At 35.1% G+C, this 13002-nt stretch carries 14 protein-coding genes; 8 read left to right on the forward strand and 6 right to left on the reverse strand.

The features are described 5' to 3' along the window. Positions 1 to 15 precede the first annotated feature (15 nt). Genes ABXT44_RS05175 through hflK form a run of 4 tightly spaced genes read right to left on the reverse strand, consistent with a single transcriptional unit; the run spans position 16 to position 4455 of the window. On the reverse strand, positions 16 to 1332 hold the full coding sequence (locus ABXT44_RS05175) for an adenylosuccinate synthase (RefSeq protein ID WP_416686198.1): 1317 nt from the start codon (positions 1330 to 1332) through the stop codon (positions 16 to 18). 1 nt (position 1333) lies between these two features. Next, entirely contained in the window at positions 1334 to 2461 is a 1128-nt protein-coding gene (locus ABXT44_RS05180; RefSeq protein ID WP_416686199.1) for an ATP phosphoribosyltransferase regulatory subunit, read from the reverse strand. A gap of 9 nt (positions 2462 to 2470) precedes the next feature. Further along, positions 2471 to 3328: a protease modulator HflC gene (gene hflC / locus ABXT44_RS05185; RefSeq protein WP_271558671.1), complete on the reverse strand. Its 858-nt coding sequence runs from the start codon at positions 3326 to 3328 to the stop codon at positions 2471 to 2473. Beyond that, positions 3328 to 4455 (reverse strand): FtsH protease activity modulator HflK, encoded by a 1128-nt coding sequence (gene hflK, locus ABXT44_RS05190; RefSeq protein WP_416688440.1) that lies wholly within the window; start codon positions 4453 to 4455, stop codon positions 3328 to 3330. Before hflK ends, hflC begins: the two co-directional genes overlap by 1 nt. A 263-nt stretch (positions 4456 to 4718) precedes the next feature. On the opposite strand from hflK, the gene ABXT44_RS05195 reads away from it, so the two are divergent. The 8 genes from ABXT44_RS05195 (at position 4719) to ABXT44_RS05230 (ending at position 11907) form a co-directional block, all read left to right on the forward strand. After that, entirely contained in the window at positions 4719 to 7112 is a 2394-nt protein-coding gene (locus ABXT44_RS05195; RefSeq protein WP_416686200.1) for an LPS-assembly protein LptD, read from the forward strand. Next, on the forward strand, positions 7112 to 7978 hold the full coding sequence (locus ABXT44_RS05200) for a peptidylprolyl isomerase (protein WP_416686201.1): 867 nt from the start codon (positions 7112 to 7114) through the stop codon (positions 7976 to 7978). Before ABXT44_RS05195 ends, ABXT44_RS05200 begins: the two co-directional genes overlap by 1 nt. An 8-nt stretch (positions 7979 to 7986) precedes the next feature. Continuing rightward, complete coding sequence (rlmB, locus tag ABXT44_RS05205) at positions 7987 to 8733, forward strand: 23S rRNA (guanosine(2251)-2'-O)-methyltransferase RlmB (protein WP_416686202.1); 747 nt, start codon at positions 7987 to 7989, stop codon at positions 8731 to 8733. A 48-nt stretch (positions 8734 to 8781) separates the two neighbouring features. Further along, positions 8782 to 9306, forward strand: coding sequence for a YceD family protein (locus ABXT44_RS05210; RefSeq protein ID WP_416686203.1), 525 nt, complete (start codon positions 8782 to 8784; stop codon positions 9304 to 9306). Between the two features lie 3 nt (positions 9307 to 9309). Then, positions 9310 to 9510, forward strand: a complete 201-nt coding sequence (rpmF, locus tag ABXT44_RS05215) for a 50S ribosomal protein L32 (RefSeq protein WP_020024645.1) — start codon at positions 9310 to 9312, stop codon at positions 9508 to 9510. Positions 9511 to 9519: 9 nt separating this feature from the next. After that, a complete protein-coding gene (gene plsX, locus ABXT44_RS05220) occupies positions 9520 to 10545 on the forward strand; it encodes a phosphate acyltransferase PlsX (RefSeq protein ID WP_416686204.1) in 1026 nt (341 codons plus the stop codon). Between the two features lie 138 nt (positions 10546 to 10683). After that, a complete protein-coding gene (locus ABXT44_RS05225; RefSeq protein ID WP_416686205.1) occupies positions 10684 to 10893 on the forward strand; it encodes a hypothetical protein in 210 nt (69 codons plus the stop codon). A 69-nt stretch (positions 10894 to 10962) separates the two neighbouring features. Further along, positions 10963 to 11907 carry a beta-ketoacyl-ACP synthase III gene (locus ABXT44_RS05230; protein WP_416686206.1) on the forward strand — a complete coding sequence of 315 codons (945 nt, stop codon included), beginning with the start codon at positions 10963 to 10965 and terminating at the stop codon, positions 11905 to 11907. Here the strand turns inward: ABXT44_RS05230 and ABXT44_RS05235 are convergent. Both ABXT44_RS05235 and ABXT44_RS05240 read right to left on the reverse strand, forming a co-directional pair. Further along, entirely contained in the window at positions 11904 to 12782 is an 879-nt protein-coding gene (locus tag ABXT44_RS05235) for a polyprenyl synthetase family protein (protein ID WP_416686207.1), read from the reverse strand. The genes ABXT44_RS05230 and ABXT44_RS05235 overlap by 4 nt on opposite strands. Further along, positions 12769 to 12993, reverse strand: a complete 225-nt coding sequence (locus ABXT44_RS05240) for an exodeoxyribonuclease VII small subunit (protein ID WP_416686208.1) — start codon at positions 12991 to 12993, stop codon at positions 12769 to 12771. The genes ABXT44_RS05235 and ABXT44_RS05240 overlap by 14 nt, the downstream gene beginning before the upstream one ends. Positions 12994 to 13002 lie beyond the last annotated feature (9 nt).

Genomic DNA, 13002 nt, shown 5'->3' on the forward strand with positions numbered 1-13002 from the left:
TAGAAACGTTTAGAACTAATCAAAAGGATTCTTTAGAATTAGAGTTTCCTCCCTATCAGGTCCTGTTGATAAGATATGAACTGGAATCTGGCTTAGCTCTTCTATTTTTCGTATATAGTTTTTCGCCTCTTGAGGCAAGTCATCAAACGAATGCGTTCCAATTGTAGAACACTTCCATCCTGGCATCTCTATGTATACAGGAGTTGCCGCACTATAGCCTTCAGCTGAAAATGGAGGGATAGTGGTTGTTTGGCCATCAACCTCATAAGCAATACATATTTTTATTAAATCTAATTCATCCATAACGTCTAGCTTTGTCAGGCATATTCCACTTACAGCATTTAGTTTAAAAGAGCGATTTAAGATAACTAAATCAAGCCAGCCACATCGCCTTTGACGACCAGTAGTGGCGCCAAATTCATGCCCTCTAGAACAAAGCTCTCTTCCAATTGGGTCGCCCTCATCAGTATTCACATCATAATCAAGCTCAGTTGGGAATGGACCACCACCAACTCGAGTGGTATAGGCTTTTACAATGCCTAAAACATAATCAATATCACGAACGCCAACACCAGAACCAGTAACCGCGCCACCAGAAGTAGTATTTGAAGAGGTTACAAATGGATAGGTTCCTTGATCAATATCTAGAAGTGCTCCTTGAGCACCCTCAAATAGGATATTTTCATCATTTGCCATTTGTTTATGTAATTCATCAGCAACGTCGATTATCATTGATTTAACGATCTTAGCTTGGCTTAAGGCTTGCTCTAAAGTTTTTTTATAATCTACTGCTGGCTGCTTGTAATAATTTTGCAAACTAAAGTTGTGATAATCAACCACTTCTTTAAGTTTTACTGCAAAAAGTTCCTCATCTAAAAGATCACCAACTCTAAGACCTCTTCTGGCGACCTTGTCTTCATAAGCCGGTCCAATTCCATTTCCAGTCGTTCCAATTGCCGCTTTTCCTCTGTGCGCCTCACGCGCATTATCAAGCTCAATATGATATGGAAGAATTAATGGACATCCTGGGCTTATCTTTAGTCGAGATTTAACTTCAACCCCTGACTCTTCGAGCTCATTCATTTCTTTTAAAAGCGCAGTCATTGAAAGAACAACCCCATGACCTATAAAACAATTAACACTGCTTCTAAGTATTCCAGAAGGAATTAGATGCAATACAGTCTTCTTACCATCTATGACTAAAGTATGGCCAGCATTATGGCCTCCTTGGAAACGGACAACAGAACTTACTTTATCTGTAATAAGATCAACTATTTTTCCTTTACCCTCATCACCCCATTGAGTCCCAATGATTACTACATTCTTACCCATATTATTCCTTTAGCTTCCATTCATTATTTTTATTTACAAAATCAACATCATCTGATCCTGTCAAATCTACTTTAATATTATGTCCCTGTGATCGAAGCTCATTAATTAAGAGTGTTAATTTTGAATCATTAGAGTTTGGCGCAACCAGTGTTTTTTGTTTTTTTACTGCTTTTAATTGCTGCTGAACTAGAAACTTAAGATCAAAAGAAAATCCTGTTGCATCTCTTGAAGAGCCAAAAGATTTTGTTAAGCCACTGTATCTTCCTCCTTGGGCTAAGGCCTTAGAAAAGCTATCATGGTATGCTGCAAATACAACTCCATCATGATATTCATAAGCCTTAACTTCACCAAGGTCAAACATTAAGTTAATATTACGTTCTTTAAAAAAAACATGAAGTTTTCTAAGGTCATCAATCGCACTTAAAGCCGAAGGAATGGCTTTAAATACTGAATTTGCTTTATCTAGAACAGCTTCAGAGCCATCCAAAGAAATTAATGCTTTAAACTTATCACCATCTTGAATTTGGTTATTTTCAAGAAAGTTATTTAAATCTGGGATTGACTTTCGCCTAAAAATATCTCTTAGTTTTGCTGACTCTTTAGGATTAAGATTTGCAGAATCACAAAGAGCATTAAATATTGAAGTATTGCCCAGACTAAGAGTTACCCCATCAAGTCCCAAAAGCGTCAATGACTCAATCATTAGGGTAATAATTTCTATGTCAGCATCTATTCCTTTAAACCCATAAAGCTCTGCACCAGCTTGAATTGGAGACCTAGAGGCATAAAAGTCATCCGCCTTAGTTTGTAATATTGCATTTATATAGCAATACCGGTCTACACGCTCAGATTTAACACGCTTAGAGTCTATCCTTGCTATTTGAGGAGTTATGTCAGAGTGAACACCCAGCATTTTTCCAGAAATCGAATCAAGAAATTTAAACGTCTTCTCATCAATTGACTTGGAGTTTAATACTAGCGTTTCTGCAAACTCTATCATTGGGGGCACAACAACTTCGTACCCCCAACTTTGATATAGGTCTAATAAATCTCTTCTACTTTGTTCGAAAGTTATTGCCTGATCACCAGTGAGCTCATCTATGCCCTCAGGTAATTGCCAATTACTCACAGCCCTTGTTTAGTTTGAAGGGTTAAAGTAGCGGAAAAACTCTGAATCAGGACTAAGTATTAAGATATCGCCTTGCTGATTAAAAGACTTTTTGTATGACTCCAAAGAGCGATAAAAAGAATAAAAATCAACATCTTGACTGTAAGCTTCAGCATAATTACTTGCTGAGATTGCATCTCCATTTCCTCGAATCTTTTCAGAATCTCTGTAGGCATTTGCCAGGATAATTGTTCTTTCTTTATCTGCAAAAGCCTGGATTTTTTCAGCTTCTTCAGCACCTTCTGAGCGGAATTTATTGGCGATACTTTTTCTTTCTGTCTCCATTCGACTATAGACTGAATTTCTAACTTCCTGAGCAAGCTCAATTCGCTTAATACGAACGTCTATAACCTCAATACCAAACTCATCTTCAGCAATTGCCTTAAGCTTGCTTTTCACACTTGCCATAATTGCATCACGCTGAGAGGAGACAACTTCAATAATAGTTCGCTTAGAAAATTCACTTCTAAGAGCATCCTGATTATTTTGAGCAAGCCTTAAGTTTGCCGATGACATCGCACCACCCGTTGATATATAAAACTTTTCTGTATCAACAATTCGCCACTTAACATAAGAGTCAACTGTTAAATTTTTCTTTTCAACAGTCAAAAATGATTCTGCTTGAGCATCTAATGTCTGAATACGCTGATCAAATGTAACCACATTATTCACAAAAGGAGTTTTAAACTTTAGACCTGGTTTATTTTCAACTGAAACAATTTCTCCCAGCCTTAGTTTAATTGCTACTTGCGTTTCATTAACAGTATACAAGCTTGAACTTATTAAGATTGCTACCAATACAGCTACTACTATAATAATTCTATTCATTATCTGTTCTCCCTTGAGCGTAATACACTTTCATCACTTTGACCCGATGGAGTTTGATTATAAGTACTTGTATTTGAACCAGATCTTTTAACCCTGTTGGAGTTAATTAACTGATCAATTGGCAGATACATAAGAGAATTAGAGTTTGAATCTACAATAACTTTGTTCGTATTACTTAGAACATCCTCTAAAGTCTCTCTATATAGCCTCTCCTTAGTAACACCAGGAGCCTTTGTATATTCAGTTAAGATCTGAGAGAAACGATAAGCCTCACCCTCTGACTTAGAAACCACTTCTGATTTATAGGCTTCAGCTTCTGCAAGAAGCCTCTGACTTGCACCACGAGCCTTAGGAACAATATCATTTGCATAAGCCCGAGCTTCATTAATATATCTCTGCTCATCTTCCCTCGCCTTTACAACATCATCAAAGGCAGCTTTAAGTTGAACTGGTGGCTGAGCATCCTGCATAGTTACAGCTGTAATCTGTATACCAAGTCCATAATCATTAATGAGTGCCTGAGAGGCTGTTTTAACCTCTTGCGCAACTTGATCACGACCAGTAGTTAAAACGAAGTCCATTGTATTATCACCAACAACTTGCCTAATAATACTTTGAACGACATGACTTAAAGTCAGCTCTGGATTCGAAACATTAAATAAGTAATCTTGAGCGTTTGCAATTTTATATTGAACTGCAAGCTTAACATCAACCATGTTCTCATCACGAGTAAGCATTAATGACTCTGAACTTACTCCGCCACTATAAGAATTTTGAGCATTTCTAAAACCAATTTCTGCAGAACGAACTTGCTCAACATTTACTTTGTAGACTGACTCAACTGGGTAAGGGATATGCCAATGAGGACCCTGGGTAGTTGAAGTTTGAAAAGCGCCAAAACGCAATACAACGCCTCTTTCAGCTGGATCAATAATATAAATACCAGATGCCATCCATACAATAAAGGCTAGTATAAATATATATTTAAAACTACCTTTCGCAGCCTTACTCGCACCAGAATTTCCTGATGATTTGCCACCAAATGTAGAATTAAATTTATTTTTAAAATCCTTAATAACCTCATCAAGCTCTGGAGGAGTTTGATTATTATTATCATTCCAAGCCATTGTGGCTCCATTTTGTTTTTTACTCACGTAATTTCCTTATAAATAAAAGTTAAAATAAAGATATGGTCAAAATACAAAAAAACAAGTACTTTGTAATTTATTTCGATAAAGAAAAAATATAATTTATTTCGAAATCAGGGGTTATTTTACCCAATAAATAATAACTAAAGTTTAATTTGAATTTGTTAAAGTTTAAAAATCTGGCTGAGTTTATAATTATATATAATGATAAAATGTTTTTTTTTAATTAACTCTTTCATTTCATGAAAAAATACTTAATTTTTCTTGTTTTAATTTTAAGCCATTTTTCGATTTATGCCGAGGGAGTCAAGCTAAGCTGCATTCCTAATGAGCCAGCTTGTATTAATTGTGCAGAACATCAAACCCTTTTCCCTCTTGAGAAGTTCTCGTCAAATACTGGAAGTCTTGATATTGAAGCAGATAACAGTGAAATACTCAGTGATAAATACCTTTTAAATGGAAATGTTGAAGTTAATTCTGATAAATTATTTCTTGCAGCTGATGATGTCCAAGTTTCTACAGTAAATAAATCTTTGTTGGCAACTGGTGATGTTAGGTTTCAAGACGAATCTTACTTAATCACTGGTGATTTATTAACTGCAACCAGAGATGAAAATGATAATCTAATAGCAACAGCTACAAATGCAAACTACCAAGATTTTGGAGCTGGCCTAGGGGGTGCAAATGGCTATACAGAATACATTTCAAAAGCTTCAACTAGCGTTCTACTCACCAACTCAACATACAGTCTTTGTCCTGTTAATGAGAATGATTGGCTAATTGAAGCAGATCAAATAAATCTAAATTTAACCAAAAATAGAGGCATTGCCGATAACGCGTTAATTAAATTTTATGGGATTCCTATTTTTTACATGCCAAAATACAGCTGGGTGCTTTCTGGAAGAGGTTCAGGCTTCTTAACCCCTAATTATTCATCCTATTCTGAACCTGAAGCAGTTGACTATTCCTCTAGCCTCAGAGTCCCTTTCTATTTTAATTTAGCGCCTGACCGTGACTTACTAGTTGCTTTAACTACTATGTCAAGTAGAGGATTAATCTATGAAGGAAAGTATCGCCAATTAATTGCTCCTAAAATCTCACCTGACCATGAAGACTCAATGTGGTCGATTGAAGCAAAGTATCTCCCAGAAGATAAAATTACTAACTTAAAAAGATGGCTTGTAAATTTTTCAGATGAAATTGATATAAGTAATGAGATGCACTTTAGCGCTAAATACTCCAGAGTGTCCGACTCAAAATATTTTGAAGAAATTGCTAGAACTAATATAGATGCAAAAACTCTCAAATCCCATATAAAACTTTCTTATGATGACGAGGAAAACAATCTATCTGCAGCCTTATTAACTGAAGATGAGCAAGTCATTAATGCTGGCGTTCCAGTCTATACTAGAGCGCTTGAAGCAAGTCTGTCTAAAACTTTTATTATAGATACTAATCAGAAGGAAAAAAATGATGCAGAAATAGATGCAGAAATAGAAAGACAATTATATGAACAGGCCAAAGGAACCAGTGGAGAGATAGCTGCTGAAAAAATATATAATAAAGTAAAAATTGAAAGTTGGGAATACCCAAGCACATCTTTATCTGTCAATCTTTCAAGCACTAAATTTAACCATGATGATGTCACTAAAGAATCTGGGGTAAGGACGAATGGAAATTTTGAAATTTCAAGACCTTTTGCAGTAAAGTTTCCTAAAATTACTCCAAAAGCAAATGTCAACATCACTAATTACAGCCTAAAAAATAGTAACAACATAAATCGAACAATTTTAGGCTCTGGCTTAGATGTTGATTTTACTATTAACATCCCTACCAGTATTTTTGGCTATCAAGCTAATCACCGTATTACTCCATTGATATCTTACAACTATCGAGCAAAAAAAGTTCAAGGAAACATTCCAATTTTTGATACTGAAGATAAATACACTGACATTATTACTTTTGCTGACCTTACTTCTGGTGAAAGATACACTGGACTTGACAGAATTACCAATGCGAATGACATTACTCTAAGCCTTGAGTCAAGTTACAGTGCCATAGATGCAATAGATGATGACAAAGATCTTTTAAATATGAGAATTGCGCAAAGTTTTTTCACTGATGATGAGGTCGTAAGTGACACAGCTAGAACCAACTACGAAACTAGAAAATCTTATTCAGACATTGCTGCCTCTATTGATTTTGCACTAGGCAAGTATGTAATTAGTAGCTCGGCTCAATTTAATCCCGACACCTCTAAACTTGTCAAAAAAGAAAATAGCTTAACGTACACCTCTAACTCACGAAAATTTATTACTTTAAGTGTCAGTGACGATGGAATAAAAGAAACAGATAAGTTTTATGGCGCCTACCCACTAACAGATTCAATACACTTATTTGGCGGTCGTGATAAAACAACCTCTACTGGAATTACAAATTCAGAGACGACCGGTATAGCCTATGAATCCTGTTGTTGGGCGTTTAGGGTAGCTCACTTTAAAACAAATCATGGTGATGTTGGCTACGATTACAGCACTGGTTTTGAATTAGTCCTTACAGGACTTGGTTCAACTTCATCTCCGCTAAAGAGAAAAATAGAAGGAAATATTCCAGGATATACAGCCAAACTTAGATAATGAAAAGAGTTCTAGCTCTTCTTTTTATATTAAGCACTGGCTCTGTTTTTGGAGAAAATGTTATTCTTGCTGTTGTTAACAATAGTGTAATCACATCCAACTTACTTGAAGCCTCTCTCTTTAATTTAAAATCTAAAGAGAGTAAAGTTGACTTTATTAACCAGAGAATAAACAACATCCTTCAGCTACAAAAAGCAAAAGAGTTTAATATAGAAGCATCTTTAAATGATGTCAATTTAGCACTACTGGAAATTTCAAAAAGTAACAATACTTCATTAGAGCAGCTTCAAGCTTATCCTGAATTTTTATCATTAAAAACTGAAGTTTCAGAAAAAATTTCAATTCTTAACTTACAAAGATACATAACAAAAGACGTCACTATTGATGAAAATGAAGCTATCAATGTTTGCTCAAAAAAAACCTCTGGGAAAATTAAACAAATCAAAATTGCGCAAATCATTATTTCTGAGATAGAAGCTGAAATGCAAATTGATAAAGATATTGCTATTAAATCATTCTTAAATAAACTTTCTAAACATATTAGCAAAGGTGCATCTTTTGAAAATTTTGCAAAGCTTCATTCACAGCACTCGAGCTACGCAAAGGGAGGCATAACTGACTGGATTGAGGTCAATAACGCGACTGTCAAAATGCTAGACTCACTTAAAAACAATGAAGTTTCACAAATATATATGAATAATTTTGGCTTTGCAATTGGTATTAAGCTAGATGAGCGCTTTGTTAGTAGTAATATAAAACAATGCAAAGAAAAATTAATCTTCCTGAAAGCAGAAAAATTCTACTCTAATTGGGTTAATGGGCTCCAAGAAGAAGCATTTATAAAAATTTATCATGATGCACTATAATATTAAATATGTCTAAATCTATCTACATATTTGGCTTTCACAGCATTGAAAGCCTTTTAAATACTAACCCTGAATCCGTCTTAAAGGTTTTTATTCAAACTGGCAGAAAAGATATAAGAGTCAATAATTTAAATGAAATACTATCTGACTTAAAAATACCATTTTCAGAAGTAGATAAGAATGACCTTGACCGTATTGCAAAGGGTGAGGCTCATCAAGGTGTAATATCAGAAGTTATTTTGCCCCCTCTTTTAACGGAAGATGCTCTTTTAAGTTCTATTGAGAGTTCATCAGAAAAACCTCTAATTCTAATATTAGACTCCATTCAAGATCCAAGAAATTTAGGAGCGTGTCTTAGAAGTGCAAATGCTGCAGGTGTCAGTCATGTCATTATCAACAAAGATGGCTCTGCTCCAATCAACGCCTTAGTTCATAAAACCTCAGCAGGAGCAATCAATAGTCTTCAGATTTTTCATGTCACAAATCTATCAAGAACAATAAAATCAATCCAAGAAAAAGGCATATGGGTGATTGGTCTTGATGGTGATTCTTCATCAAAAATATATGATGTTAATTTATCTGACTCAACAGCTATTGTTATGGGCACTGAAGGCAAAGGAATTAGGCAGTTAATTAAAAAAACATGTGATCAGCTTGTTACTATTCCAATGTCGGGAAATATTGAAAGTCTTAATGTTTCGGTAGCAACCGGAATTGCTTTATTCGAAAGTAAAAGACAAAGAGAAAGTGGTTAACACTCTCAGAAGTTTCGGGTAAAATATACACGCTTTAGAAATCAGATTATGGAAACAGTTAAACAGCTTCCTAAAACGATTAAATTATTTAAGTTTGCTAGAAAAGAGGCGAGCTTGCATGGTGACTATAAAATTGCCGCAATGCCTAGAATTTCTGAGATAGCGAGAAATATTGAAGACAGGATAAAGGTTGATTTATCATTCTATTTAGAAAATGATAAAACGCCATGTATAAAGGGGATAATTAACGCAAACATTATTTTAGATTGCCAGCGCTGTTTAGAGGCATTCCCCGTTGAGTTAAAAGTAAATTTTAATTTAGCATTTGTAAGGTACGAAGATCAAGCTGAAGGACTAGATTCTAGTTTTGAAGTCTATATTATCGGAGAAGAAGAAGATTTAGATTCAATAGATTTAATTACAGATGAGATTCTGTTATCTATTCCTATGGCCCCTTCTCATGATTTTGATTGTAGTTTAAAGATAGACAAAGAAGAGATAGTTGAAGAGATTCGTAAAAATCCCTTTGATGTTCTAAAAAATATTAAAATGACCGATTTCGGCAAGGAGTAAAAAATGGCAGTACAAAAAAGCAGAAAAACACCATCAAAAAGAGGGATGCGTCGCTCACATAATGCGTTGAAAAACCCTGCATTATCTGAAGATCAAGAAACTGGTGAAACTCATCTAAGACATCATATTACTGCAGATGGATACTATCGTGGCAAGCAAGTTATTAAGTCAGCCGCTGATGATATCGAAGAAGTAGAAGCTTAAATCTAATCCATGTCAATAAAGGTATCAATCGATGCCTCAGGTGGTGACTTTGGAATTCCTATCACCATTAATGCTGGTATCATCGCTTTAAAAACTTTTAGTGATCTTGCGGTTGCTTTTGTGGGTGATGAAAAAGCCATAAAGAATGAAATTAATAATACCTCAATTCCTCAAAAAATTTTAGAAAGAATAGAGATAAAGCATGCATCTCAAGTCATCAATATGGACGACTCACCTTCTACGGCTCTAAGGCACAAAAAGGACTCCTCTATGAGAGTTGCCATTAATCTTGTAAAAGATGGAGACGCTCATGCTTGTGTAAGTGCTGGAAATACAGGCGCTCTTCTATCAATTGCAAAGTTTGTACTTAAAACTATAGAAGGGGTTGATAGGCCAGCAATTATGTCTGCAGTGCCAACATTAACAGGTCGACCTACTCACATTCTTGATCTAGGCGCCAATGTTGATTCAAAACCTGAAACATTATTGCAATTTGCAATTATGGGCTCCATTGCTGTTCAAAATACAGAAAATATCAAACAGCCTTCTGTTGGTCTTCTAAATGTTGGCTCTGAAGAGCTAAAAGGTCATTGGAAAATTCAAGAAACTGCAGAATTATTAAAAAATTCCTCTCTGAACTATATTGGCTTTGTAGAGGGAGATGATATTTATAAAGGAAGTGTTGATGTTATTGTCTGTGATGGCTTTGAGGGAAATATTGCGCTGAAAGCCAGTGAGGGAGTTGCGCACATGTTTTCACATTTCATCAAAAAATCTTTCAACAAGAATATTTTTACAAAAATAGCAGCTATCATATCTAGCTCAGTTATGAGGGATTTTAAATCCAGAGTTGACCCTGGAAAATATAATGGTGCAAGTTTACTTGGCTTAAAAGGTGTTGTAGTTAAAAGTCATGGCAAAGCAGATGTTGATTCTTTCTTTCAAGCAATTAAAGAGGCATATCTAGAGGCACATGCTAAGATTACTGATAAGATTTCAGTTCAATTGACTCGTGAACTAGAAGAACACAAGTAGTTACTCAATAATTAATAAATTAGTAATTAGAATCGCATCCAACTTAAAGTTACTATAAATGCAAATCTTCAAAATAAAAACTATAATACTTAATTTATATATTACTAGCTCTTGTAATATGGAATTTTTGATTAAGCTATGAGTGGCCAAAGACGTTGGCTTAAAGTATGGGCTAGAACTGTCGGAATGCCAGTAGGTATTTCAGATGAAGATAAGCCAGAGTTCTTACCAATAACACAAACAGATGTAAAAAAAGCCCTAGTCTTCCGGACTTTTTGGATCATACTACACGTACTAACTTGCCTTATGATTATAGTGGGAAATGGAAGGTCACTTGGTTGGTGGTAAAATAATGGTACAAAGAGATTTAATGTAAATGAAAATAGGTTCAATCAAAAGAATAATAGAAGCTCAATAATGAAAAAATTTGCAAGAATTATTGGTACTGGAAGCTACTTACCAAGTAAGATTGTTACAAATCTTGATCTTGAGAAAGCTCTTGATACAACTGACGAATGGATAACCGCTCGAACTGGAATTAAAGAGAGGCGAATAGTTACAGACGAAAGTACATGTGACCTTGCTCTTGAAGCAAGTAAAAATGCTCTTGAAATGGCTGAAATCACCCCTTCAGAGATTGATCTTATTATTCTTGCTACAACTACCCCTGATAAAATTTTTCCTGCAACAGCAACAATGCTTCAAGACCGTCTTGGTGCTTCATGTCCAGCATTTGATCTTCAAGCGGTTTGTGCAGGCTTTGTCTTTGCCCTTACAACTGCTCAGCAGTATATAGAAAATGGAAGCTTTAAAAATATACTAGTCGTTGGTAGTGAAACAATGTCAAAAATTGTTGATTGGAATGATCGCTCTACTGCAATCCTTTTTGCTGATGGTGCTGGAGCAGTAGTAGTTAGCTCTGATTATGCTACTGGTATAAAGCACTCTAAGCTCTATAGTGATGGAAGCTTCTTATCCTCACTCCATGTTAACAACAATGGTATTAATGAGTTGGGTACGATTGAAATGTTGGGTAATGAAGTTTTTAAGATTGCAGTTAATAGACTTTCTGATTTGGCAGAAGAAACACTTCAAGATTGTAATATGACATCAAATGATATTACTTGGATGGTTCCACATCAAGCTAATATCCGCATTATTAAAGCAGTTGCAAAGCGAATTAATCTACCTATGAGCAAAGTGATTCAAACTCTAGATACGCATGGAAATACTTCAGCTGCCTCTATTCCTTTGGCTCTTGACATAGGAGTTCGTGATGGAAGAATCAAAAAGGGAGACATGTTACTTTTTGAAGGAATTGGCGGTGGATTCAGCTGGGGTAGTGTTCTTCTTGAATACTAAAAAGAGCGCTTCATTAACTTAACAGTTAGGTCCTTTAAGGGCTTTTCATTAACACTAAGAAGTATTATTTCATCAAGAGCCTCTTGATAAAGGCCTTCATACTTTTTAACTGACTCATCTAATCCTAAAATAGATGGATATGAAGGTTTATTTTTTTCTGAATCTGAATTTTGTCGCTTACCTAATATCTCATCTGAGGTGATTACGTCCAATACATCATCCTGAACTTGATAAGCAAGTCCTATAATGTTTGAGAAAGAATCCAATATAGATAAGTCTTTTTTACTAATATTAGGATTCAAAATAGCCCCAAACATTACAGAACAATTTAAAAGTGAACCAGTTTTCTTTTTATGCAAATTATTTAGCAGCTCGATGTCAACCTCTTTAGAGACAATAGATAAGTCAATTGACTGCCCTTCAGCCATTTTAAAAGCTGACAACGACAACAAATTTAATAATTTTACTTTTGTGACTGAATCAATTAAGTCATCACTAGAAATTACCTCAAATGCCAAAGCCTGCAGCGCATCACCTGCAAGTATTGCCTGAGCTTCACCATAAACTTTATGAGAGGATGGTTGATTATGCCTAATATCATCATCATCCATTATAGGAAGATCATCATGAATAAGAGAGTAGATATGAATTAACTCAATAGCACAAGCGCTCGAATCAACTTTTTGGATATCAATACCAAACAAATTAGCAACAGTGTAAGTAAGAATTGGTCTAAAGCGCTTTCCACCAGCCATAACGCTATACTTCATAATATTATTTAACTCACTCTGATAAGAATTATTAAGCGAAATAGAGCTCAAATAATTTTCTATATAAGAATTAACTCGCTCCCGATAAACCTCAAGAATCTCCAAAGGGCTTCTCTTCGCTATAGTTATCAGTATCGCTTAAAACACTTATTCGCTGCTCAGCATCAGTAAGCGCAGTATGGCATTGCCTATGTATTTTAACGCCTTCTTCAAAATATTTAAGTGAGTCCTCTAAGCTGAGCTCACCCGACTCCATCTTGTTAATAATTTCTTCAAGCTGCGACAAGCCTTTATTAAAATTAAATTTATCTGTCATTTTTATTAC

The sequence above is a fragment of the Candidatus Pseudothioglobus sp. Uisw_041 genome, from assembly GCF_048087625.1.
Lineage (GTDB): Bacteria > Pseudomonadota > Gammaproteobacteria > PS1 > Pseudothioglobaceae > Pseudothioglobus.

Excerpts from the sequence above, each read along its gene's own strand:
- ABXT44_RS05175 (WP_416686198.1), bottom strand. The coding sequence starts at position 1,332 with ATGGGTAAGAATGTAGTAATCATTGGGACTCAATGGGGTGATGAGGGT.
- hflC (WP_271558671.1), bottom strand. The coding sequence starts at position 3,328 with ATGAATAGAATTATTATAGTAGTAGCTGTATTGGTAGCAATCTTAATA.
- hflK (WP_416688440.1), bottom strand. The coding sequence starts at position 4,455 with ATGGCTTGGAATGATAATAATAATCAAACTCCTCCAGAGCTTGATGAG.
- ABXT44_RS05195 (WP_416686200.1), top strand. The coding sequence starts at position 4,719 with ATGAAAAAATACTTAATTTTTCTTGTTTTAATTTTAAGCCATTTTTCG.
- ABXT44_RS05200 (WP_416686201.1), top strand. The coding sequence starts at position 7,112 with ATGAAAAGAGTTCTAGCTCTTCTTTTTATATTAAGCACTGGCTCTGTT.
- rlmB (WP_416686202.1), top strand. The coding sequence starts at position 7,987 with ATGTCTAAATCTATCTACATATTTGGCTTTCACAGCATTGAAAGCCTT.
- ABXT44_RS05210 (WP_416686203.1), top strand. The coding sequence starts at position 8,782 with ATGGAAACAGTTAAACAGCTTCCTAAAACGATTAAATTATTTAAGTTT.
- rpmF (WP_020024645.1), top strand. The coding sequence starts at position 9,310 with ATGGCAGTACAAAAAAGCAGAAAAACACCATCAAAAAGAGGGATGCGT.
- plsX (WP_416686204.1), top strand. The coding sequence starts at position 9,520 with ATGTCAATAAAGGTATCAATCGATGCCTCAGGTGGTGACTTTGGAATT.
- ABXT44_RS05225 (WP_416686205.1), top strand. The coding sequence starts at position 10,684 with ATGAGTGGCCAAAGACGTTGGCTTAAAGTATGGGCTAGAACTGTCGGA.
- ABXT44_RS05230 (WP_416686206.1), top strand. The coding sequence starts at position 10,963 with ATGAAAAAATTTGCAAGAATTATTGGTACTGGAAGCTACTTACCAAGT.
- ABXT44_RS05240 (WP_416686208.1), bottom strand. The coding sequence starts at position 12,993 with ATGACAGATAAATTTAATTTTAATAAAGGCTTGTCGCAGCTTGAAGAA.